Annotated in this window: 24 protein-coding genes and 1 tRNA gene; 18 read left to right on the top strand and 7 right to left on the bottom strand. The window is 45.2% G+C overall.

Annotated features, from left to right (window positions below):
* Positions 1 to 11: 11 nt before the first annotated feature.
* A complete protein-coding gene (locus B3014_RS12470; protein WP_286303691.1) occupies positions 12 to 620 on the bottom strand; it encodes a c-type cytochrome in 609 nt (202 codons plus the stop codon).
* A 91-nt stretch (positions 621 to 711) separates the two neighbouring features.
* On the opposite strand from B3014_RS12470, the gene yihA reads away from it, so the two are divergent.
* The 5 genes from yihA to B3014_RS12445 all read left to right on the top strand — a co-directional run bounded on the left by yihA (position 712) and on the right by B3014_RS12445 (position 5,820).
* A complete protein-coding gene (gene yihA / locus B3014_RS12465; protein ID WP_286303690.1) occupies positions 712 to 1,338 on the top strand; it encodes a ribosome biogenesis GTP-binding protein YihA/YsxC in 627 nt (208 codons plus the stop codon).
* Positions 1,339 to 1,349: 11 nt separating this feature from the next.
* On the top strand, positions 1,350 to 2,606 hold the full coding sequence (gene soxC / locus B3014_RS12460) for a sulfite dehydrogenase (protein ID WP_289244469.1): 1,257 nt from the start codon (positions 1,350 to 1,352) through the stop codon (positions 2,604 to 2,606).
* The gene (locus B3014_RS12455; RefSeq protein WP_286303688.1) at positions 2,572 to 3,120 is read left to right on the top strand and encodes a c-type cytochrome; all 549 of its coding nucleotides are present in this window, start codon (positions 2,572 to 2,574) and stop codon (positions 3,118 to 3,120) included. Before soxC ends, B3014_RS12455 begins: the two co-directional genes overlap by 35 nt.
* A gap of 20 nt (positions 3,121 to 3,140) precedes the next feature.
* A complete protein-coding gene (locus B3014_RS12450; RefSeq protein ID WP_286303687.1) occupies positions 3,141 to 5,642 on the top strand; it encodes a glycogen/starch/alpha-glucan phosphorylase in 2,502 nt (833 codons plus the stop codon).
* A 101-nt stretch (positions 5,643 to 5,743) separates the two neighbouring features.
* Positions 5,744 to 5,820, top strand: a tRNA-Arg gene (locus B3014_RS12445).
* A gap of 85 nt (positions 5,821 to 5,905) precedes the next feature.
* On the opposite strand, the gene B3014_RS12440 is transcribed toward B3014_RS12445, so the two are convergent.
* From B3014_RS12440 to B3014_RS12420, 5 genes are all read right to left on the bottom strand, one after another.
* Positions 5,906 to 8,008 carry a methyl-accepting chemotaxis protein gene (locus B3014_RS12440; RefSeq protein ID WP_286303686.1) on the bottom strand — a complete coding sequence of 701 codons (2,103 nt, stop codon included), beginning with the start codon at positions 8,006 to 8,008 and terminating at the stop codon, positions 5,906 to 5,908.
* A 227-nt stretch (positions 8,009 to 8,235) separates the two neighbouring features.
* On the bottom strand, positions 8,236 to 8,976 hold the full coding sequence (tatC, locus tag B3014_RS12435; RefSeq protein ID WP_286303685.1) for a twin-arginine translocase subunit TatC: 741 nt from the start codon (positions 8,974 to 8,976) through the stop codon (positions 8,236 to 8,238).
* Positions 8,969 to 9,349 carry a Sec-independent protein translocase protein TatB gene (tatB, locus tag B3014_RS12430; protein ID WP_286303684.1) on the bottom strand — a complete coding sequence of 127 codons (381 nt, stop codon included), beginning with the start codon at positions 9,347 to 9,349 and terminating at the stop codon, positions 8,969 to 8,971. The genes tatC and tatB overlap by 8 nt, the downstream gene beginning before the upstream one ends.
* A 17-nt stretch (positions 9,350 to 9,366) precedes the next feature.
* Complete coding sequence (gene tatA / locus B3014_RS12425) at positions 9,367 to 9,579, bottom strand: Sec-independent protein translocase subunit TatA (protein WP_286303683.1); 213 nt, start codon at positions 9,577 to 9,579, stop codon at positions 9,367 to 9,369.
* A 64-nt stretch (positions 9,580 to 9,643) separates the two neighbouring features.
* Positions 9,644 to 10,648: a helix-turn-helix domain-containing protein gene (locus B3014_RS12420; RefSeq protein WP_286303682.1), complete on the bottom strand. Its 1,005-nt coding sequence runs from the start codon at positions 10,646 to 10,648 to the stop codon at positions 9,644 to 9,646.
* A 540-nt stretch (positions 10,649 to 11,188) separates the two neighbouring features.
* Between B3014_RS12420 and B3014_RS12415 the strand changes: the two genes are divergently transcribed.
* From B3014_RS12415 to napH, 9 genes are read left to right on the top strand one after another with little or no spacing between them, the layout of a single operon-like run.
* The gene (locus B3014_RS12415; RefSeq protein WP_289244470.1) at positions 11,189 to 12,040 is read left to right on the top strand and encodes a methylamine utilization protein MauF; all 852 of its coding nucleotides are present in this window, start codon (positions 11,189 to 11,191) and stop codon (positions 12,038 to 12,040) included.
* A gap of 56 nt (positions 12,041 to 12,096) precedes the next feature.
* Complete coding sequence (mauB, locus tag B3014_RS12410; RefSeq protein ID WP_289244471.1) at positions 12,097 to 13,275, top strand: methylamine dehydrogenase (amicyanin) large subunit; 1,179 nt, start codon at positions 12,097 to 12,099, stop codon at positions 13,273 to 13,275.
* Positions 13,276 to 13,278: 3 nt separating this feature from the next.
* Positions 13,279 to 13,827 (top strand): MauE/DoxX family redox-associated membrane protein, encoded by a 549-nt coding sequence (locus B3014_RS12405; protein ID WP_286303679.1) that lies wholly within the window; start codon positions 13,279 to 13,281, stop codon positions 13,825 to 13,827.
* A gap of 23 nt (positions 13,828 to 13,850) precedes the next feature.
* Positions 13,851 to 14,483, top strand: coding sequence for a methylamine dehydrogenase accessory protein MauD (gene mauD / locus B3014_RS12400; RefSeq protein WP_286303678.1), 633 nt, complete (start codon positions 13,851 to 13,853; stop codon positions 14,481 to 14,483).
* Between the two features lie 45 nt (positions 14,484 to 14,528).
* On the top strand, positions 14,529 to 15,095 hold the full coding sequence (gene mauA / locus B3014_RS12395) for a methylamine dehydrogenase (amicyanin) small subunit (RefSeq protein ID WP_286303677.1): 567 nt from the start codon (positions 14,529 to 14,531) through the stop codon (positions 15,093 to 15,095).
* Positions 15,096 to 15,119: 24 nt separating this feature from the next.
* On the top strand, positions 15,120 to 16,124 hold the full coding sequence (gene mauG / locus B3014_RS12390) for a tryptophan tryptophylquinone biosynthesis enzyme MauG (protein WP_286303676.1): 1,005 nt from the start codon (positions 15,120 to 15,122) through the stop codon (positions 16,122 to 16,124).
* Positions 16,125 to 16,174: 50 nt separating this feature from the next.
* Positions 16,175 to 16,492, top strand: a complete 318-nt coding sequence (locus B3014_RS12385; protein WP_289244472.1) for a hypothetical protein — start codon at positions 16,175 to 16,177, stop codon at positions 16,490 to 16,492.
* Between the two features lie 29 nt (positions 16,493 to 16,521).
* Entirely contained in the window at positions 16,522 to 17,205 is a 684-nt protein-coding gene (gene napG / locus B3014_RS12380) for a ferredoxin-type protein NapG (protein ID WP_289244473.1), read from the top strand.
* 2 nt (positions 17,206 to 17,207) lie between these two features.
* Positions 17,208 to 18,053 (top strand): quinol dehydrogenase ferredoxin subunit NapH, encoded by an 846-nt coding sequence (gene napH / locus B3014_RS12375; protein WP_286303673.1) that lies wholly within the window; start codon positions 17,208 to 17,210, stop codon positions 18,051 to 18,053.
* Positions 18,054 to 18,128: 75 nt separating this feature from the next.
* On the opposite strand, the gene azu is transcribed toward napH, so the two are convergent.
* Positions 18,129 to 18,578 carry an azurin gene (gene azu, locus B3014_RS12370; protein ID WP_289244474.1) on the bottom strand — a complete coding sequence of 150 codons (450 nt, stop codon included), beginning with the start codon at positions 18,576 to 18,578 and terminating at the stop codon, positions 18,129 to 18,131.
* 356 nt (positions 18,579 to 18,934) lie between these two features.
* On the opposite strand from azu, the gene B3014_RS12365 reads away from it, so the two are divergent.
* From B3014_RS12365 to pstA, 4 genes are all read left to right on the top strand, one after another.
* Complete coding sequence (locus B3014_RS12365; RefSeq protein WP_286303671.1) at positions 18,935 to 19,147, top strand: hypothetical protein; 213 nt, start codon at positions 18,935 to 18,937, stop codon at positions 19,145 to 19,147.
* 495 nt (positions 19,148 to 19,642) lie between these two features.
* Positions 19,643 to 20,701, top strand: coding sequence for a phosphate ABC transporter substrate-binding protein PstS (pstS, locus tag B3014_RS12360; protein WP_286303670.1), 1,059 nt, complete (start codon positions 19,643 to 19,645; stop codon positions 20,699 to 20,701).
* A gap of 125 nt (positions 20,702 to 20,826) precedes the next feature.
* The gene (pstC, locus tag B3014_RS12355; protein ID WP_289244475.1) at positions 20,827 to 21,804 is read left to right on the top strand and encodes a phosphate ABC transporter permease subunit PstC; all 978 of its coding nucleotides are present in this window, start codon (positions 20,827 to 20,829) and stop codon (positions 21,802 to 21,804) included.
* Positions 21,801 to 22,706, top strand: a complete 906-nt coding sequence (pstA, locus tag B3014_RS12350; protein WP_289244476.1) for a phosphate ABC transporter permease PstA — start codon at positions 21,801 to 21,803, stop codon at positions 22,704 to 22,706. Before pstC ends, pstA begins: the two co-directional genes overlap by 4 nt.
* The last annotated feature ends 4 nt before the right edge of the window (positions 22,707 to 22,710 follow it).

Raw genomic sequence — 22,710 nt, 5'->3', positions numbered from 1 at the left:
AAGTGTGACGATTATTTCAAACCAAAGACATAAGCTGAAACCGCTTTAATTTCGGCTTCACTCATTTTGCTGGCAATATCACGCATCATGCTATTAGGGTCATTGGCTCTTTCCCCTTTAGCAAAAGCATGAAGCTGTGCTTCCACATACGTGCTGTATTGTGATGATAACTTAGGCCATTTCGCCGCAGGCACGCCATTACCATTTGGTCCATGACAAGCCATACAAGCGGGCACGCCTGTTTCTTTGTTGCCGGCGCGGTAGATTTGCTCGCCTTGTTTGACTAGTTCTTCAGAAACAGCACCTGGTGCCATTTTTTTACTCGCAAAATATGCCGCCAAATCAGCCATATCTTGTTCTGATAAGTTGGCCACCATCGGTGCCATCAACGCATTCTGGCGCTCACCACTCTTGAAGTTGGCTAATTGTTTTTCGAGGTAACCGGCACCTTGTCCGGCTAATTTGGGAAAAGCATCAGAAGGACTATTTCCATCTGCGCCATGACAGCTTGCACATACAGCCGCTTTTTTCTTACCAGCATTGATATCGCCGGCCGCCATCACTTGAGTGCTCATCGTAACCGCCACACCGAGCATGGCTATCTTCACTAATTTTTTCATTATTTTATTACCTGAAAACTAAGCTAAATCATCATCGAGAACTTTGGGTATGCTACTCTTGTTAGGATAATTTTTCACCCAAAATGGTTCCATGTCACAACTATATAGAAAAGCCTATTATAACGGCAGTGCTACTGAGCTGTCCCAGTTACCTGAAGATCAAGGTTATGAGGTGGCATTTGCTGGTAGATCCAATGCCGGAAAATCCAGTGCGATCAATTGCATAACGGAAATCAGCGCGCTCGCCAGGACAAGTAAAACGCCTGGCCGTACACAAATGATTAATTTTTTTAGCTTCGACGATGAGCGAGCCTTAGTCGATCTTCCTGGTTATGGCTATGCCAAAGTCCCTGAGAAAATGAAGCTAAAATGGCAGCATACTTTGGCTCAATACCTTGAAACCAGGCAGTGTTTGCGGGGAATGATGTTAATGATGGATATTCGCCACCCATTAAAACCATTCGATATACAGATGCTAACCTGGGCTAACCAAGCTGATTTGCCAGTACATATACTGCTCACTAAGTCTGACAAACTCAAAAAAGGCGCGGGTAAACAAAGTCTGTTATCTGTACGCAATGAACTTAAAAAGCTCTCCTTAAACGCCTCTGTACAGCTATTTTCATCCTTGAACAAATCGGGCAAAGAGGAAGCCACTCAAAAGCTTGATGACTGGTTCGAAGTGAATCAGGGAATAGAATTTTCCCCAGGTGACTGAAGGATATCTAAATGAATAAATCACTACTTAAAAGCCGACGCCAGTTTCTACAAGGTACGGCTTTGAGTAGTGTTTTTCTCGGTTTCAGCTTACCTGTGCAAGCACAGCCAGTCTCAGAAGAATTACAGCAAACCCTCCCCGACTCTATGCTGAAAGCGGGATCGAATTTCAGTAACTATGGTCAACCTTCTATTTACGAAAAAGATATTATTCGCTGGATATCTGCCAACCCAAACGTACCCGGTAATGGTGTGTCATGGACACCATTAGAAGAGTTACAAGGTACTATTACGCCTAATGGTTTGCATTATGAACGACACCATAATGGTGTGCCTGATATAAATCCATCCTCACATGAAATCATGATTGATGGTTTAGTAGACAAGCCACTAACGTTTTCGATTGATGCCTTAAAACGCTACCCGCAAATAAGAAAAATCTGCTTTATCGAGTGCGGAGGCAATAGTAATGCTGGCTGGCGTAGCGCTCCCATTCAATCAGCTGCAGGCTATGTGCATGGCCTTGTCTCTAATGCCGAGTGGACTGGTGTTCCACTCAGACTGCTCTTAAATGAATGTGGCATTCAAGCTGAAGCGAAATGGGCCATTGCTGAAGCAGCGGATGGTGCCGCATTAAATGTGAGCCTTCCCATTGAAAAATTACTCAATGATGCAATTTTGGCCCTATACCAGAACGGCGAACGCCTGCGACCTGAAAATGGTTATCCGGTTCGATTGTTACTCCCGGGTTGGGAAGGCATCGTCAATGTGAAGTGGTTAAGACAGTTAAAGTTAGTTGAACAACCTGCGATGACCCGGGATGAAACGGCCCAGTACACTGACTTACTGCCTACAGGTAAAGCAAGACAATTCAGCTTCACTATGCAAGCCAAGTCACTTATTACCAGTCCTTCAGTTGGGATGACACTGCCGGATAACCCCGGCATTTATCAGGTCACCGGGCTTGCCTGGTCAGGTAATGGCAAAATCCGCAAAGTCGAGGTATCAGCAGATGGCGGTGATACATGGGTCCAAGCAGAACTAAGCGATCCTGTTTTAGATAAAGCTTTTACTCGTTTTAGTCTGCCGTGGCAGTGGCAAGGTCAATACGCAATATTACAAAGCCGAGCTACCGATGAAACGGGTTATCAGCAACCATCTCGAAATACGCTCATTTCAGAGCGCGGTGACAATAGTTTTTTTCATTACAACGCGATTGTCAGCTGGGAAATCAATGAAGACGGTCAGATTAGTCATATTTATGTATAGACACATTCTATTCTTTTTACTGTTTTCTCCAGCACTTGTCGCCGAGCCATTAGTCCAGCCATTGGGTAAAGATGCTGTGCAACAATCACAGCAAACAGCATGGAACCTTACTATAACCCCTGATGGCAAAAATTTACCTGTGGGACATGGCACTGCAGAGCAAGGCAAACAACTATTTAATCAGCACTGTGCCAGCTGTCATGGATTTGGTGCCATCGGCGCCAGCGCTATGCCGCTGGTCGGTGACGTTGGCTCGCTCACGGATGACTACCCAGAGAAAACCGTAAATAGCTATTGGCCTTATGCAACAACACTTTATGACTACATTCGGCGAGCCATGCCCCCCTCAGCACCTTTTTCTTTGAGTAGTAATGAAATCTACGCACTTTGCGCTTATATTTTAAATCAGGATGATATACTCGAGAACGATGTGGAACTCAATGAAGTCACACTACCTCAGGTAAAGATGCCTAATCGGGATGGGTTTTCTCCCATCTATCCAAACAAACGCTGAAATAATTTAAGGATCTGTCTATGAGCCCACGTTACGCATGTACTGCTAACCCCGCCCCGGAATTATTCGACACTGAAAAACTGGGAATGAATAGCGATGCTCTCATCAAAGATTTCAAACGTTATTACGGTACACACTTAGCTCAGGATAAAGGCTGTGCTTCGGGTCATTATCTCTATTCGTCATTAGCACTGACATTAAGAGATCGCCTGTTCAACCGAATGAAACACACCAAGCACACCTATGCAGAAAAGCACTGTAAACATGCTTATTACTTATCAATGGAATTTCTGATGGGCCGAGCCATGGGTAATGCCGTGCTCAACTTAGGCCTGGAAAAAGAAACGACCAAAGCATTGAATGAGCTGAATTTGGATTTTGAAAACCTGATTGAAATGGAACATGACGCCGGTCTCGGTAATGGTGGCCTGGGTCGCTTAGCCGCCTGCTTCATAGATAGTTGTGCCACGTTACAATTACCGGTAACAGGTTATGGTCTGCGTTATGAATATGGCATGTTCCAACAACGCATCGAAAATGGATTTCAGGTAGAAAAACCTGATCACTGGTTGCAAGATGGTAACCCGTGGGAATTGGAGCGGCCTGAATTTACTCAGCGCATTAAATTTGGGGGTCATACCGAGTATCATCCAAGTGATAGTGGTGATATGCGTGTTCACTGGGTAAACACCAATGATGTCTTAGCTATCCCATTTGATCTGCCCATCCCCGGTTATCAAAATGGCACTGTTAATGTGCTGCGGTTATGGAAAGCCGGTGCCACTGATGAGTTCAACCTGGAAGACTTCAACTCCGGCTCCTACACAGAAGCCGTGGCGGCTAAAAATGAAGCTGAAAATATCAGCATGGTGCTCTATCCGAATGATGCCAGCGAGAATGGTAAAGAGCTCCGTCTACGCCAGCAGTACTTCTTAGCCTCAGCCAGTTTGCAAGACATTATCGACTACTGGGTCACCACCCATGGTGAGTCATTCGATAATTTTGCCGAGAAAAATTGTTTCCAGCTAAATGATACTCACCCTACTGTGGCAGTTGCCGAACTCATGCGTTTATTAATGGATGAACATGGACTGAGCTGGGATAAAGCCTGGGACATCACCTCCAACACGATGGCCTATACTAACCATACTCTGTTACCAGAAGCTTTGGAGCGCTGGCCGGTCAATATGTTTGGGCGTCTGCTGCCACGCATTCTGGAAATTATTTACGAAATTAATGCCCGCTTCCTGCGTGAAGTCGCCAGACGCTGGCCGGGAGATAAAACCAGATTAGCAAGAATGTCGATTATTGAGGAAGGCGATGAAAAGCAAGTGCGCATGGCCCATCTTGCCATTATCGGCAGTTACTCGATAAACGGTGTCGCCGCCTTGCACTCTGAGTTACTGAAAAAAGGCTTATTCCATGATTTTTATGAACTCTGGCCGCATAAATTCAATAATAAAACCAACGGTGTAACCCAACGTCGCTGGCTAGCCTGGTGTAATCCGGACTTAAGTGAACTGATTACAGACACCATTGGTGATAAATGGATTACTCAACTCACCGAGCTGAAAAAACTGGAAGAGTATGCCCATGACAAAACGTTCCAGAAGAAATGGCATGCGGCTAAACTTGCTAATAAACAGCGCTTGGCAAAATTAGTGAAAGATAGCTGCGGCGTCGAGTTTAATCCTGAAGCGATGTTTGATATTCAGGTTAAACGTATTCACGAATACAAACGTCAGTTACTTAACATCCTGCATGTTATTCATCTCTATGACCGTATCAAACGTGGCGATACGAAAAACATGACGCCACGTTGTGTCCTATTCGGTGGCAAAGCCGCACCGGGTTATGTCATGGCAAAACGTATCATTAAATTGATAAATAATGTCGCCAGTACAGTAAATAATGATCCGGATGTGGGTGATCTGTTAAAAGTCGTGTTTTTGCCAAACTACCAGGTCTCAGCCATGGAAGTGATTTGTCCTGCAGCTGATTTATCTGAGCAAATTTCTACTGCCGGTAAAGAAGCCTCTGGTACAGGCAATATGAAATTTATGATGAACGGTGCAATGACCATTGGTACGCTCGATGGTGCCAATATTGAAATTCGTGATGAAGCCGGCGCAGAAAACTTCTTCCTGTTCGGCCTGACTGAAGATGAAGTAACTGAGCTTAAACCAACATATAATCCACGGTTTATTATTGATAACGATGCTGACCTGAAACGTGTTGTCGACTTATTGGAGTCTGGACACTTCAACCAATGTGAAGAAGGCTGTTTTGATGACATCATTGCTGCCTTTACCAGCCCCAATGATCCGTGGATGACCGTCGCCGATTTCCATAGCTATGTCGAAGCCCAACAACGCGCCGCAGAAGTTTATCAAGACAAAGAACGCTGGATTGCAATGAGTATTATGAACAGTGCCAACAGCGGTATGTTCTCTACCGACAGAACCATGGAAGAGTACAACAACGATATCTGGAAGCTGGAAAAAATTAACCCACGCTATTAATTGATTGATGCCAAGAGAGTGTTATCACTCTCTTGGTAAAAGACACTGTGAGCCGTAGCAGATTACGGGCAAAGTCCGTATAATCTTCGGCTCAACTTCACGCGCCTGTAGCTCAGTTGGATAGAGTACCAGTTTCCGAAGCTGGGGGTCACAGGTTCGATTCCTGTCAGGCGCGCCATTTTATTTATCAAACATCGTCTCCCAATCATAAGAAAGCCGGCTTGGTTATGAATCCATACCAGCATATCAGAGCTGGAAAAAACCTAAACCTTGAATAACGCCAGTTTCTCTTGCAGTCTGCCAGCAGCTAGATCCAGTTCATTCCCCACGCCACGCAATTGTTGCGCTCCTTTTGAGGTCAGGTGCACCAGTCGCGAAACCTCGGAAAGATTATGATTAACTTCATCACAAGCGGCTGACTGTTGTTCTGTGGCTGCAGCAATTTCCAGCGTCATTTCAGTCACTTCTTCGATAGCCTGATTAATATCATTTAACGCTGATTCTGCCTGTTGTGCCAACTCTACTGTTTCTGATACGTGTTGACCGCTTAGATCTATTGTATTTAATGCTAGCTGATTACTTTGCTGCATGATGGTTAGTTGCTTACGCATATCAGCCACAGCCTGGTGAGTCTGACTCGCCAGGTTTCTAATCTGCTCTGTAACGAGGTCAGGCTCAGCTTTATTCTTGCTGACCGTAGGATTATCTGTGGATTGGTTCGTCAGGTGATTGATTTTTAGTGCAATATCATCAAAAACTGAGATAATTTTCAATATATTATCGACATTTTTTGCCATACTCTGCACGGCAACTTCCGACTGGCGAACCGACTGACTGATGTGATCAATGGTTACAGTTCTTTTTTGAAGAACTTCTGTCCCTACTGTTGTTGCATCATTAGCATATTGCACAAATTGTGATGTTCGTTCAGCACTTGCAGCGATTTGCTGTGCTGATGCAGCCATCTCATTCATCGTCAGTACCATATCCTCGATCAGGCTTTCTTGTTCTAACATCTGAATGCTCGTTTCTACACTGATCTGTCGGCCTTCCGAAGATAATTCACTGACATCACTGGCAACTGGAAGCAACTGCTTAACCAGATTTTGTAGCTTTTCAATAAAGGTATTTAATAGAAGAGATAGTTTGCCTGTTTCATCACGATAATTAATATTTAATCGCTGTGTGAGATCGCCTTCTCCTTCAGCTATGGAAGTCACCAGTGTGGTCATTTCTGTCAGTGGCCGGATACTTTTGCGAGCCACTAGCCATATCGTAAACACCCCAAGTAGTGAAAGAAATAAGCCTAATATTGTTGTTGTCGTTATAAACCGTTCTTGTGCGAGTTCAAGGAACTGATTTTGCTTGATTACATCAGCCATCACAATTTCTTCGGGTACTTCCATATATGCAATCCAACGTTGCTCATTGCCCGGCAGATGGAAAGGTTTCATGACGATGAATTGTTGCTTGGAGTGTAGAATTCTGGTTTCATCACTGGCCGCCACTTCTCTGAGATTGTCGCGTATTGATGCTTCCAACACTCTCAAGTTCTGACCAATTAAATAAGGATGTTGACTATGCCCTGAGATCACACCTCTGGGACTGACCAATAATGTCCTTCCCCGGCCATCGTATAGTCGTGACTCAACGTCACTGATCACTGATTGCAAGAAGCTGGCAGAGATATCCACACCAGCAATACCGATAAATTGCTCATGAACTTTTATCGGAGCGACAAGACTACTCAATAAGACTTCCTTGTCATCTACAGGGTAAAGATAGGGATCAATTACACAACTTTTGCCACTCTCTTTTGAACAGAGATAATATTCCCCAACTCTGTTGCCGTTCTCATCCAGGTTTTTGTCCTCCAACCCTTCCAGCAAAGCCACCATAAAATCATTATTGTCTCTCGTCACATAGGGCATGAAGCGACCTGCAGCATCACTTCCCTTTGTCTGTTTTGCCAGTTTATCTGCCCCATCAAGTGCATTGGGTTCAAAAGCCACGTAGGTCGCCAGAAAGTTTGGGTGGTCCGATAAAGTTTGCTCAAGCATGCGAATGGCCAACTCTCGTCTATCATGGTTGCCTTCGGACTTCACAACAGCATTCATTGCAGAGGCAACACCCTGTATTGAATGCATTGCAGATAAAAGCGGTGTAGATAATTCCCCGGCTGTATCACTAGCCAGTACCTGAAGATAGTCTTCAACCTGACCACGTGTCACCTCATAACTCTGAGCGGCAAGCGTTTGTTTTATCTTGTCAAACTGCCATAGTCCGACCAAGACCGCCATCAAAACAACGCTAAGAAGCCCGAGTCCAGCCCAGATGCTAAAACGTTGTTGAATGGAAAAATGCATTGTTTATTCCCGACATGTCACATACCGAACACTGGCTGATGCCAGAGCTATCTCAGAGCACTCTGATTACGGTGGACAAATCTGTCACATTTTCTATTACAGCGCAATTATCCCCCCCCTTTTTTCCAAAGGAATCACATACGCTTCAATCAAACGGTGTTGCTCTTAAACCCCATTCAGCAAGGAGCACATGAAAGACATTTTAAGAGTAGGCTAATCATTAACTTTCAGGATGTATGCTCATACTGATGATGCTTTTTTTGCTGTAAGGCATGGGCGACTAATATGCCAATTTCGTACAACACCCACATGGGAATAGCCAACATAAACTGAGAAATAATGTCAGGCGGCGTAATAATAGCGCCAATAACAAACGCACCAACAATGACGTAGGAACGCGCTTGCTTCAATGCCGTCACACTTACCATCCCAGCCGCGACCATCAGTACCACCGCGATAGGTGTTTCAAATGCCAGGCTGAAAGCAATAAAAAGCACAATGATGAAATCTAAATATTTACCAATATCAGTCATCACCGCGACTCCTTCGGGAGCTGTACTGGTGATAAAACCGAACACGACAGGAAAGACCAAGAAAAAAGCAAAAGCCATCCCACAAATAAATAGAAAAACACTGGTGATGACTAAAGGTGCAATAAGATGGCGCTCATTGCTATACAAACCAGGCGCGATGAAAGCCCAGATCTGGTAAAGCGTATAGGGAGATGAAATGATAAAGGCGGCTAACATCACCACCTTGAGAGGAACAAAGAAAGGGGTAGTCACTTCAGTGGCAATCATTTGTCCCCCTGCTGGCAAAGCTTGTAGTAAAGGGGTTGCCAAAAACTGATAAATATCATTTGCAAAGGGAAATAATGCGAGCATGATGAAGAAAATCCCAGCCACAATTTTCAGCAATCGTTGTCGAAGTTCTAACAAGTGACTGAAAAATTCTTCTTTACTACTCACTTAGCGATTCCTTCTGTTGGGTCACACTTTTTTTATGCTCAGCGACTTTGGTTGTTGTAGCACTAGGGTTTTCCCTGGCTGTTTCTGAAGCAGGCGTTTCAGAGCGGCGAATCACTTCGGCAACCGGCTGCATGCCTTTACGAAGCTCATCATTCAAGCCTTCTTTTTGTTGTTTTAGCTCTTCCTGCAACCGTAAAAGATCGTCAGATCTCATTTCTTGATCGATATCGTCTTTAACAGCCGTCATAAACCGTTGAATACGCCCCACCATCACACCTAGAGTCTGCGCTACCTTTGGAAGTTTATCGGGACCAATAACAACCAGCGATACCAATAGAATGACGATAAGCTCGGGGAAGGCGATATTAAACATAGCCAAATACGCTGGTGTTACTGTTTATGCCTGGCTTTGTTATTCACACTGTCAGTTTGATTGACAGCATGATCGATAACACTGATGTCTTGCTCTTCACTCATCGCTTGTTTAAATCCTTTGACAGCACCGCCCAAATCTCCACCTAAATTCCGTAATTTTTTGGTGCCAAAAACAAGCGCTACAACCGCCAGAACAACGAGCCAATGCCAAATACTAAAAGACCCCATTTAACTGTCTCCTTAAATGATGTGGATATACTAAGTTTCTATAATTATGATTGGGCGTACGTAATCAAAGCCGTGATCGCTCCAGTGTCTCACTCGGACACTCCCCGAATAGCTCACGGTAATAACGTGCGAACAAACTCATATGCCAAAACCCCCAATGCGATGCCACACAGGCGATATTACTGATTTGCTCCGACTTGTATTGAAGCTCAGCCCGAATCTTGTGAAGACGAATATTTCGCATATAAGCAACAGGAGTGATGCCAAGCACTTGCTGAAAAGCATGGTTCAATGTCCGGCGACTAATATTCAGAGTGGTACAAATTTCACCAATGGTAATGGGATCACAATGCTGGGCTAGCGTGAGCTCACGTACACTTTTGACGATATAGCGATGTACTCTGTACTCATGTCGTCGGCCGTTGTTGTTGCTGACCGCTGACAGTGCCTGCACACACACACTGAAAACGGTATCTTCAAAGTGTCGCCAACTGTTTGGATGACTGGTGCCATCATCAAGATTTTTCGCCATATGCTCTGTGCCGATGTATAAGATTGCCAACAAACGGCTTTGTATAGCAGGAGGAAGCGCCTCTACTGGATTTGCCCTATCCATAATGGGGCGAAGATCCACCTTTTCTACTCTTTCTGCATATTCCTCTAGCCTTTGCTCAGCAATGACGGCAACATTGATTTCAGACGAATGTGAAGTCCTGAATAAGAGTTCATCATTTTTATCCAGAGTAATCAGCGAATTTTTGTCTAGCTTACTGCCACACCATAAAGCCTCACCCTCAACAATAGTTGGTAATCCAATCACATAACTGCCTGGTGGTGGACTGGCAAGCTCATCCACAGAACGATTCATCGCTTCACGAAAGATCTGTACTCCCTGACAAGCAACACTGGTCACCGTACCTGAAAACTGCCCTTTATCTAGTTGCGTGTAATCTTGTGACCACATTGGCAAAGCTGCTGCTTGCTCTAAGACATCAGTTAATTTAGAGCGTACTGCTTTTATTTCAATTTTAGCTAGGTCGTCATCTACCCATATCTTTTCTTGATTCATATTTCTCTCCCTCGGAACCAAGCCATCAAACAAACCATAACTTCTTATTTTTATTAAGAATATATTGGTTTACCTGTCTTATTATTTTTATCAGGTTGATAACTGGCACTTACGATAATAGGCCTTTTCTGGGATAGCTAATAGTAGAAATCGGCAATATGTCAGTCTGAATAATGAACTGAGTTTGATCATGGCTGTAGGGAGAGGACCAGTATCATCACTCAGACCATCGATGAACCATCATGGCATGAGCGAAGAATTGAGCAGATGACAGACTATCGAAGGTAAAACAGACAGTTAGCCCAATCATCACTCATCCACTCACATGTTAGATAACATCCTCACTGTGTTATGCCGTTAACACAAAGTTTCAATTGAAATAGCGTTTGACTAGCAAGAATCGGCAACATCAATAGTAGTTATCCCCATTCTGATACTTCAATGCCAGTTTTTGATACGGCAGGGATTTCCCTCTGGCTATAGTTGTTACGAAATTATTTCATCAACAACAAGTGACCGGCAGGTCCGAGGAGGTAGAGAGTGAGAGCAGATACACACGCTGGTGATTATAGCCAGACATCGACTGTTGAGAACAGCTCAACATGTGTGCCTGATGCGATTAGTTTTTCTGAGTCAAAATCATCAGGACAGCGATTTGCCATTATGTTATCGGCAATAACCATAGGTGTTGCAACAGGCATTGCACTGAATACACAAGCGTCATCGATGCTGACGGCAATGTTTTTCGTTTTAACTTTTGTTGGTGGCCTGTTATCCACTTGGTCTCCATGTGGGTACTCAAGCCTGAGCCTGCTGCGACCAGCCGGGAAATATTCTTTTGGTTCAGTCGCTCGCTGGACCCCCACCTTCATTACTCATGCGATTGGCTATGCCATCGGTGCACTCATGTTGGGTGGTGCACTAGGTTTAGTGGGTGCTTTATTATTCGAACAGTTAGCTTTCAGTCATATGATAATGGGACTGGCGATACTAGCAATTGGTTATGGGGCACATCAACTTGGCTTTCTAAAAATGCCCTACCCACAGCGTCGAGCTCAGGTTCCACATGATGCTCGTTTTCGTTTTCGCTCCTCAACAATTGGCCTGCTTTATGGCTATGCGCTGGGGATGAACTACCTGACTTACGTACAGACACCGATCCTCTACATCGTGACCGGTGCTGCGTTGCTGAGTGCTGATGTCACTACAGCAATCACTATCATCGCCATCTTCAACATCGGGCGCTGTCTGCCTGTTGCGGTGAACTTTCTGCCTATTTCCAACCAGTCCGTTCAAGCTTGGCTAGCGAAATGGCAGGAGCGTGCTGTTGAACTGGATGGGTTTCTTCTGCTGTCAATCGGTGCAGCCGCATTAACCATGTTATCGCTGTAAACACAGGTGAGACCTCATCCTTAACTCATAATAAACCAAAATAGTTTGGAGAAGATATGACACTATTTAACCTTAAATCAAAGCTGCGACAAAAAAGTCTAGCAGGGGGCATTGCTACGGCAGCGCTGATGGCTACCACTTATCCAGCACTAGCTGATATTGCTGTTGAACAACAGACCATTGAAGTTGCCCCAGCCAGTGACTCAAAGCGTGTTTATGTCACTGACCCTGGCCATTTCCAGATGACCTCTCAGGTGTTCACCATCGACGGTAACAACAACAAGATCCTGGGTATGTCTGATGCCGGTAAGCTGCCTCATGTGCTGCTCGGTGACCAGGGTAACTTCATGGCGATTGCTAACACCTGGTATGACCGCATCGCCCGGGGTAACCGTGATGATTACATCGAAGTCTTTGATACACAGACTCACGATGTGACAGCAGACATTGATATCCCTGAAGGTCGCTTCCTGACCGCTGTTTTTACCCACATGGCAACGCTGAGCACTGATGACAAGCACATGATGTTCCAGCAGTTTTCACCGATACCGGCAGTGGGTCTGGTTGATCTGGAACAAAACAAGTTCGTCAAAATGATGGATACCCCGGACTGTTACCACCTGTTCCCGGCACCGGAACAGAACGTGTATATGCACTGCCGTGACGGTTCAATGCTGAAAATCAATTACGACGATGAGGGTAATTCCACTCAGACTCACAGCGAAGTGTTCCATCCGGAAGACAGTTATCTGGTCAATGAGCCTTACTACTCGGATGTCACTAACCGTCTGGTATGGCCGGATTACGAAGGCCGTATCTATCGGGCAACCCTGACTGCTGATGGCGCTGAATTCAAGGAGCCTATCGAAGTCTTCACTGAAGAAGAGAAAGCAGACAGATGGCGTCCAGGTGGCTGGCAGCTGGTCACTGTTCATAACGACAGTAATGAACTGTACCTGCTGGCAGATCAGCGTGGTGAATTCACCCACAAAACACCAAGCCGTTACGTGTTTGTAGTCGACGCCGATACCGGTGAACGCCTGCGCAAGATGGAACTGAACCATGAAATCGATTCCATTGCTGTCAGCCAGGACGACAAACCGTATCTGTTCGCCTTATCCGCTAACGAACAGACTCTGTACACCTTTGATGCTAAGACAGGTAAGAAAATCGGCGAAACGGCAGGACTCGGCCGCTATCCGCACATTCTCACCCTGCCTCAGGATAGCGAGTAAGACATGAACTGGCTTACTAACGATCCTGCCCTGTCAGTACTGGCCACACTTTTTGTGGGGCTGGTACTGGCGGTAGCAGCCATTTCCAAGTTGCGTAGCCCTGACGAGTTCCAGGGTGTGGTCGACAACTACCGTTTGTTGCCGGGCTTTCTGGTTAAACCGGTAGCCAAGCTTCTGCCTTGGATTGAACTGGCATGTGCCGTCGCTTTGATGGTGCCGCCTGTACGTGAAATAGCTGCCTGGGTAGCAGTGGGACTGTTCGTGATGTTCTCGCTGGCATTGGCCATCAATGTCGGCAGGGGCCGAACCCATATTGACTGCGGTTGTGTAAGACGTCCGACCAGTCGGAGCCGAATCGGCATGTTCCATGTGCTGCGTGCGCTCTTTCTTGCCGGCGTCAGCATCTACATCGCTTTTAGTTCACTGGAAATAGCCAATATCTCCCTCGCATCGTGGCTGATTGGTATGGCCTCAGCAGCACTGCTGGCCATGCTTTATATAGCTGCAGATGTGATGGTGGGATTGCCAAATTCCCGTGAATCAAGAACTTAATTTTTTAGTAAGGAAAATTTACAATGAGTTTCGATATTCTTATTGCTTCAAATGTGTTGCTTTGGGCAGCTTTTCTGGCTCTGGCTGCACTTATGGTAGGTGTTATTCGCCAAATTGGTCTGCTACACGAACGGTCAGCACCACTGGGTGCCATGATGGTCGATCACGGACCCGATATTGGTGACAAATCACCTGTGTTCAACGTGAAAACCTTCACCGATGAAAAAGACTTGCTGGTCGGTCGCGCTATCACGCCTGGACGTCCAAGCCTGTTGATGTTCACCGGTCCTTCCTGCCCTGTTTGTGCCAAGCTGCTGCCAATTATTCGTGATGTCGCAGCAAGTGAAGGCGCAGATGTCATTCTGATCAGTGACGGTACGGCTGCTGAACACCGTGAGTTCCTGAGCAACCACCCACTGAAAAATGAGTATTACGTGAACTCACCAGAAATTGGCATGCGCTACCAGGTTTCCAAAGTCCCTTACGGTGTACTGCTGGATGCCGATGGCGTGATAAAAGGCAAAGGTCTGTGCAACACACGTGAGCATGTTGAAAGCCTGTTTGAAACCGTACGACTGGGTCACGCTTCACTGCAGAGCTACCTCAAAGACAGCTCTACTGCCAAGGAAGTGACAGTGGGCGAGCAACTGCACTAATCATTGATTTGAGAGTAGAACCAAAAAACATAACGGAGAAGGCAAATGACAAAGAAATTAGGATTTGACGCTGCTATTGAGAAACTGAGCCGTCGTACCGCAAACAAAACCGGTCGTCGTGGCTTCGTGGGTAAACTGGGTGGCTTCCTGGTAGGTGCGACACTGCTTCCCTTGCTGCCAGTTGATCGCCGTGGTCGTCTGAACAGCGCCCATGCCGCTGACGCCAGTGACCTGGATGCGGCCAGAGCAGGTTGGCAACCACAGGATCAGGATCCACAAGCCTGTGACTACTGGCGGCACTGTTCTATCGACGGGAACGTCTGTGACTGCTGTGGTGGTACGCTGACTTCCTGTCCTCCGGGCACCAGCCTGTCACCGAGCTCATGGGTGGCCAGCTGTTACAACCCGGGTGACGGTCAGACTTACCTGATCGCTTACCGTGACTGCTGTGGTAAGCAAACCTGTGGTCAATGTGCGTGTCTGAACACAGAAGGTGAACTGCCGGTTTACCGTCCTGAGTTCTCCAACGACATCGTATGGTGCTTCGGTGCAGAAAATGATGATATGACCTATCACTGCACCATCTCACCAGTCGTTGGTAAAGCCAGCTAAGTTGGCCTGAGGCATTCTTACATCATGAAGATCAGAATCCTCGTCATGTTGGCATGCACGGTATTTTCCGTGCATGCCAGTTTGGCTGATGACACAATCAAGCGGAGTGATTATCAACGTCCCGAGGCCATTCCGGCGCCGGACTCCAACCCGCTTACTATAGAAAAAACAACGCTGGGTAAAGCCCTGTTTTTTGACCCGCGTTTGTCCCGAGATAAAGGTATGTCCTGTGCGACCTGCCACTCACCGGATCATCGCTGGAGCGATGGCCGCGTTGTGCCGCTGGGTTCGGAAGAACTTGAGCAGCCGAGACGAACGCCCACTGTCATGAACAGCGCCTGGCTTAAAGCATTAATGTGGGATGGCCGAGCCAACTCACTGGAAGCGCAGGCAGTGCTTCCCATCACCACGCCACACGAAATGAACTACAACATGGATGAATTAGTTCAGCGACTAGGTGAAATTAAAGGTTATCGCCCCTTATTTGAGTCTGCCTATGGTGATGCAGAAATCACTACACAGCGCATTGCGATGGCATTAGCGACTTTTCAACGTACCTTGGTCTCCAATGTTTCAAGCTTTGATCGTTGGGTAGAAGGTGATGATGAAGCTATCAGTGTCAGTGCTCAACGTGGTTTTCAAGTATTTAACAATAAAGCCCAGTGCGCCGCTTGTCATAAGTCATGGCGTTTTACTGATGATAGTTTCCATGACATTGGGCTGGATAGCCCGGATCTGGGTCGTGGCAATACCATCCCTGTCGAGGTGACGATTATGCAGCATGCTTTTAAAACCCCGACCTTACGTGATCTGCCAGAAAACGGACCTTTTATGCATGATGGTTCCATGACCAATCTGGAGCAAGTGATCAAACATTATGAAGACGGTGGTCTCAAACGTCCCAGCCTGTCTAAAGAAATGTCGCCATTTGAACTAACTGAACAACAAAAAGCCGATCTGATTGCCTTTTTGAAAACCTTAAATGGTGGTCCATTAGCACTTTCTCCACCCGAATTACCCGAGGAGTAGCATACGTGAACAGACAAGTAACACTTTGGCTCATGACTATAGCTTGCATTATGAGTACGCTCATTCTACCCGTTGCCAGTGCCGAACAAGCAAGCGACTCAGAACAGATTATTCGAGAGTTATCGCTGACCCATCACGATTTCGATGAATGGCACTTTACCCCGCAAGTCAATGACAAACTACTGATTCATAACAAAGCGAATATCGCACACAGTATTTATGTCACCTACCCCGATGGCAAAGTGGTGAACTTAGGCGTACAGCTTCCGGGAGAAACCGTCAGCTTGACTATTCCAGCAGCCGGTGATTACCTTTTGCAATGCTGGATACATCCGGTTATCAGAGCCGAAATGACGGTAGCTCCCTGATATTTGCTGTTTATCTGCTGGAGGTACTAATGGCAGAAAATCAACGAGACACTAACCATCAATTAGACGATCCCGGAAAGCGGGAAACCTTTCGTCATCTATTCAAACGTTTTGGAGTGGTACTGGTGGGTTCCATCATTGGACAATCCATGATTCTATCCCGTCCAGCACGCGCTGCAGAAGCGCTTCGCCCACCAGGCGCATTGCCGGATCTGGACTTCGACTCATCATGTATACGATGTGGCTTATGTGTTGAAGACTGCCCCTACGATATTCTGAAGTTAGCCAGTTGGGCCGATCCTGCTCCACAAGGCACGCCCTATTTTGTAGCCAGAGAAGAACCGTGCCGGATGTGCACCGATATTCCCTGTGCCAAGGCCTGCCCGACCGGTGCACTTGATCGCCATATGACCGATATAAAAAAAGCGGATATGGGCGTCGCTGTACTTGTTGACCATGAAACCTGCCTCAATTACAAAGGTTTGACCTGTAGTATTTGCTGGCGAGTTTGCCCCATTCGTGATGAAGCCATCACCATTGAACCTATCCAGACTGAGGCAGGAAAATTGATGATTCCTACCGTGCATTCAGACATCTGCACTGGATGCGGCACCTGTGAAAAACATTGTGTCTTGTCTGAAGCGGCCATTCGCGTACTTCCACGCGAACTGGGCTTAGGCCTGTCTGGCAGGAATGCCGTTGGGAGGAGCTAAGTATGTTACATCGTCTGAAGCGTGGCCTCTATCGGCATCGCTGGTTGTTGATGCGCCGTATCGTACAAATCTCCATTTTACTTGCCTTTATTGTTGCAATACCGGGTTATGGCAAGATTGCTGATGGCAATTTATCGTCTAGTCTCTGGTTTGAACAACTCAAACTGACCGATCCTTTTATTCTTCTCCAGTCTTTTTTTGCAGGTTCCCCTATTGCCTTGCCCGCGCTTATGGGGGCGATACTGGTCGGAGGGTTTTATGCTTTCTTAGCCGGTCGTCTTTACTGTAGCTGGGTATGTCCCATCAACTTACTGACTGATTTAGCCTATTGGTTACGTAAACGTCTCAATATTAAAGGCAATATGAATTTATCGCGTCATTTACGACTCTGGATCTTAGCCTTATCTCTGGTGCTTTCTTTTTTAGGCGGGACCTTGGCGTGGGAAATAGTGAACCCTATTACACGATTCCAGCGAGAGTTAATATGGTTTTCTTTAAGTGGAGCGATGCTGCTCGGCGCTTTATTTTTGTTTGATTTATTTGTCAGTCGTCGTGCCTGGTGCGGCCATCTGTGCCCAGTAGGTGCTTTCTATGGCATTTTAGGACGCTATGGTCGACTCAAAGTGACATCCACACCAACAGAAAGCTGTGATACCCGTGGCTGTTCACGTTGCGTTGCTGTTTGTCCTGAACCACATGTACTGGCCCCTGTAGTGTCAAAACAAGCCTTATCCGTTACTTCAAGTGATTGTACTCGTTGCGGTGCTTGTCTTGATGAATGTAGCGAAGGAGTTCTGTCAATGAAAATTGACTTAGTGGGGATGGCAAATAGAAAAGCTGACGATTAAATAAAAAGATAAAGGTGGGCGGCAAACCACCACACCTTTATAACAGGGGATACAAGAGGAAGCTGAAAGGTATTTTTATTCTGCTTGTTTCACGGTGCCGCGCATCATAAATGTGTGACCAGGAAATGAGCAGAAAAAGCTATAGTCCTCATTTTTATTTAACACACTCGTTTTAAAGGTTGTTGAGGCACTTTCACCGCCACCGATGATCGGTGTGAATGCGAGCACACGCTCATCATTCTTTGGAAGGAAATCATTTTCGAGCCCTTCTGGTGCACCGGCTTGAGCAATGGCATTCACATCTGAAGTCTTGGCTAATACCCAGTTATGACCAAGCCCATCTTTAGATAGCTTACCTGTATGCGTGAAATTGACAGTAAATTCATCACAATCAGATGGCACAGTGATTGTCTTAGTGTTGTATGACCATGAATCACCCGCAGTAATTTCTACTTCACAAGTATTGGCACTTGCTAAGTTAGGTAAGGCAAATGCTAAAGGAATAAAAAAATAAGAAAAACGCATATTAACTCCATGAAAAAAATCACAATGTGAGCAATAAGTTTAATGGCAGCGTTTATATCTCAGTAGCAAAAATGGGCATTGTTCGAGTCATGTCATGTTTCTTAGCGAATGTTTGAATCCCACCATCATAAAAGCCGAAACAAAACTATTTTCGACGTTCAAATTGAGAGAGCTAATGGTGCTACTTTTTCTACTAAACTCCCCTCCGCTCCTCTAGCGACACAAAGCTCCAATCGCATGCGACTAACCGCTATGTAGAGATAATGGGCTATTTACCTGAAAATCTGGGGTAATTATCAGCTGCAGCCAGCTATGTAATCATTTTTAATATGCTCTCCAATACAAAGGAGAGAGAAATGAATGTTTTATTAATAGGTGCTGTTGCTATGATTGCAGCATTGATTCTATCGGCATGGTTAATGACATTTGCCAGATGGTTTCCCATCAAAGGGATAGACGGCGACTTTTTAGTCGATTACAAAACCATGATCAGGGCTCACGTAGATTATGCACTCATGGCATTATTCAGCTTAGGTTTTTTATGGTGCTGCGACTGGGGCCGATATTGAGTTATCAAAGTTCGCCTGTCTTTGTGTCGCCATTGGCGGATTCACTAACCCAACCATTTTTGTGATTGCCGCTTTTGATATCTATTTCTGGAATAAAACTATCTGGAAAATATTCTCAGCATTGAGCTTTATTATTACAACTATTGGCTTTGTCTGGATTGCCTTCAGATTACTTATGTTTGCAATTCAGTAGAAGTAACAATACTGCTATTAAGACTATAGAGTCCCTAATAATGACGCTCTATTTAGTCATAATGTCACTTTAATTTATCCATTTTGTGAAAAGAGACGAATTAAAAAAACTGACATTGATACATTATTAATAAGCAAAAAGATCTATAGATAATTGATTTTAATATAAATTATTAGATACAACCTTCTACTGATATAAAAAATTCTGACTAAATTTGCTTTTGTCATAAATCTTTAACTTAAGACCGATACTCTGTTCGAGTTAAAGATTTTTATTGCTTAATTAACTAGTCAGGAGTTTCTATGAAACTATTTGCAAAAAATGCAAAGTCAGTTTTTCTTATCACTGCCCTTGTTGGTGCGATGTCATCAACTGCTGCACATGCCGAACTGAAGTTGAACGGTTCTGGTGCCAGTTTTCCAGCCCCTCTTTATAACAAATGGTTTAAAGATTACAGCAAGCAAACTGATGGTGTGCGTGTAGATTACCAATCTAAAGGTAGTGGCGCAGGTATTCGTGATTTCATCAATGAAACAGTTGACTTTGCAGCGAGTGACGCCGCGATGAAAGACAGCGAAATCGAGCAAGTCAAAAAAGGTGCAATTCTGTTACCAATGACAGCCGGTGAAGTGGTTCTGTCTTACAACCTGGAAGGTGTTAAAGAATTAAAACTGCCACGTGATGTTTACCCAGCGATTTTCATGGGCAAAATCACTCAATGGAATGACCCAAAAATCCAAGCAGCCAACCCAGGTGTTAAATTACCTGACGAAAAAATCACTGTAGTCGTTCGCTCTGACTCAAGTGGTACAAGTTATGTTTACACCAATCACTTGTCTGCCATCAATGCAGAATTTAAAGAAACTATCGGTGCAGCTAAATCACCTAACTGGCCTTCTTCTGCATTAATCGTTAAAGCGCCAAAAAATGATGGTGTGACAGCGACTATCAAACAAACGCCTGGTTCAATTGGTTACATTGAATATGGCTTTGCAAAATTAACCAAAATGCCAACCGCTATTCTTGAAAACCAAAAAGGTAAATTCGTTGAAGCCGGTGGTGAAACAGGTGCTGCCGCATTAGCAACAACAACCTTCCCAGAAGGTAATTTACCAGGTAGTGATGTACCTGATTTACGTGCTTGGTCTACTGACCCTGCTGGTGAAGATGCTTACCCAATCGCCTCGTTCACATGGTTGTTGGTCTACAAAGATCAAGAAGATGATAAAGCAAAAGCTTTACGTGACTTAATCGAGTACATGGTAACAACAGGTCAAGAATCATCTGAAGCAATGGGTTATATCCCACTACCTGAAAACGTGGTTGAGAAAGTTCGCAACGCAGCGAAAATGATCAAGTAATCACATCAGTTGAAAACTGAGATAAAAAATGCTGCAAGGCTGGAAAGTCCTTGCAGCATTTTCTCTGTTTTTACACGCCATAAAACATGTTTAAAAACACGAATGAATAATTGATAGGAACGCACATGGTTTACGATCCATTTAAAGAAGCCAGTAGTGATAAAACACTGTCTGCTCCGCCATCATCGACGGATTACTTAAAAGACTCGGTATTTCGCTCTTTTGCTTATTTTTGCGCCCTATCCATTGTCCTTTTGGTTGCCTATATCGTTTTTGAATTAGGTTCACAGGCATTACCGGCCATCAAAACACATGGCCTTGGCTTTATTACTGGTACTACATGGGATACCAACCAAGGGGTGTTTGGTGTGTTACCTGAAATTTGGGGCACATTATATAGTTCGCTCTTAGCTTTACTTCTGGGTGGTTTATTAGGTGTTTCAATAGCGATCTTCCTGACTCAAGGATTTGTACACGCTAAGTTCGAAATGATTTTCAGAACCGTCATCGAATTGTTAGCAGCTATCCCCTCTGTTGTTTATGGTTTATGGGGCATTTATGTACTGATTCCATTGATAAGACCTGGCGCTGAGTGGTTACATGACACCTTAGGCTGGTTTCCCCTATTTGGCACAGAGTTGAGTGGTCCAGGTCTTGCTCCTGCGGCATTGGTACTCGCTATTATGATTTTACCTACCGTAGCAGCGATTTCTGCAGATGCTTTCCGCCGTATCCCCTACAAAGTGAAAGAAGCCGCTTACGGTATGGGTGCTACCAAGTGGGAAGTCATTTTAAAAGTAATGCTCCCTACAGCCTCTTCCGGCATTTTGGCTGGTTTAGTGCTTGGATTCGGTCGCGCTCTTGGTGAAACCATGGCGCTCGCCATGTTGATTGGTAACGTCAACAATATCGATGTCTCACTGTTTGCTCCGGCCAATACCTTAGCGTCACTTCTTGCTTCTACTTTCCCTGAAGCAGGTGAAATCGAAATACAGGCTTTAATGTATGCCGCACTGGTTCTACTGGTCATCACCTTTATGGTCAACGTTGTCGGTTTGGCAGTACAGCAATACACCATGCGTAAGTTTGAGGGTAAAAAATGAGTCAAATACAATTAGAAGAGCAGGTGTTGCCACCAAGAATTGAGTTACCGGCTCTGGAAAAAAATATTTTTGAAGTCAGAGCATTAAAAAACTATTTTTTGACAACCTTAGTTTGGCTGTTAGCTGTTTTAGCCAGTATTCCCCTCTTTTCAGTGATTTATATGCTGCTCGCTCAAGGTGGCGCCAGACTGGATATGGAAGCGATTACCGCCCTACCACCCGCTGGTTTTGAAATGGGTGGTGGCTTTGGTAACGCCATTGTCGGTACATTAACTATGGTGGGTATTGCCTCGGCCATCAGTATTCCAATTGGAATCATGGCAGCACTGTATTTATCAATACTTAACCCTTCCAGCAAAATAGCAACCATCTCACGCTTTTTAGCCAAGGTACTTACAGGCTTTCCTTCAATCCTGGCGGGTGTCTTTGTTTATGCCGTTATCGTTATTACAACCGGCACTTATTCTGCCTGGGCGGGTGGTGTGGCCTTAGCTGTTCTGATGTTACCTACGGTGACTTTGGCAGCAGAAGAAGCCATGAAACAAGTACCACAAAAAATGAAAGATGCTGCGTTTGGCATGGGGTGTACGCGTACACAAGTCATATTAAAAGTGGTTTTACCTACAGCATTACCCGGCATTTTGACCGGTGTGATATTGGCTGTAGCAGGTGCCGCGGGTGAGTCAGCTCCGTTACTGTTTACTGCCTTGTTTAGTAATTACTACATGGCTGAACTGGCAGAGCCAACAGCCTCTTTATCCATTTTGATTTACAACTTCTCCGGCATGCCGTTTGAGAATCAGATTGAGCTTGCCTGGGCAGCCTCTCTGGTACTTGTAATACTCGTCCTCTTTTTCAATATTCTGGCCCGCGTTGTCGGCAGATCGAAATTTAAAGAATAACGTA

Source organism: Methylophaga sp. UBA678 (assembly GCF_002299105.1).
Classification (GTDB): Bacteria; Pseudomonadota; Gammaproteobacteria; order Nitrosococcales; family Methylophagaceae; genus Methylophaga; species Methylophaga marina.
This window is presented reverse-complemented; position numbering and strand designations above follow the sequence as displayed.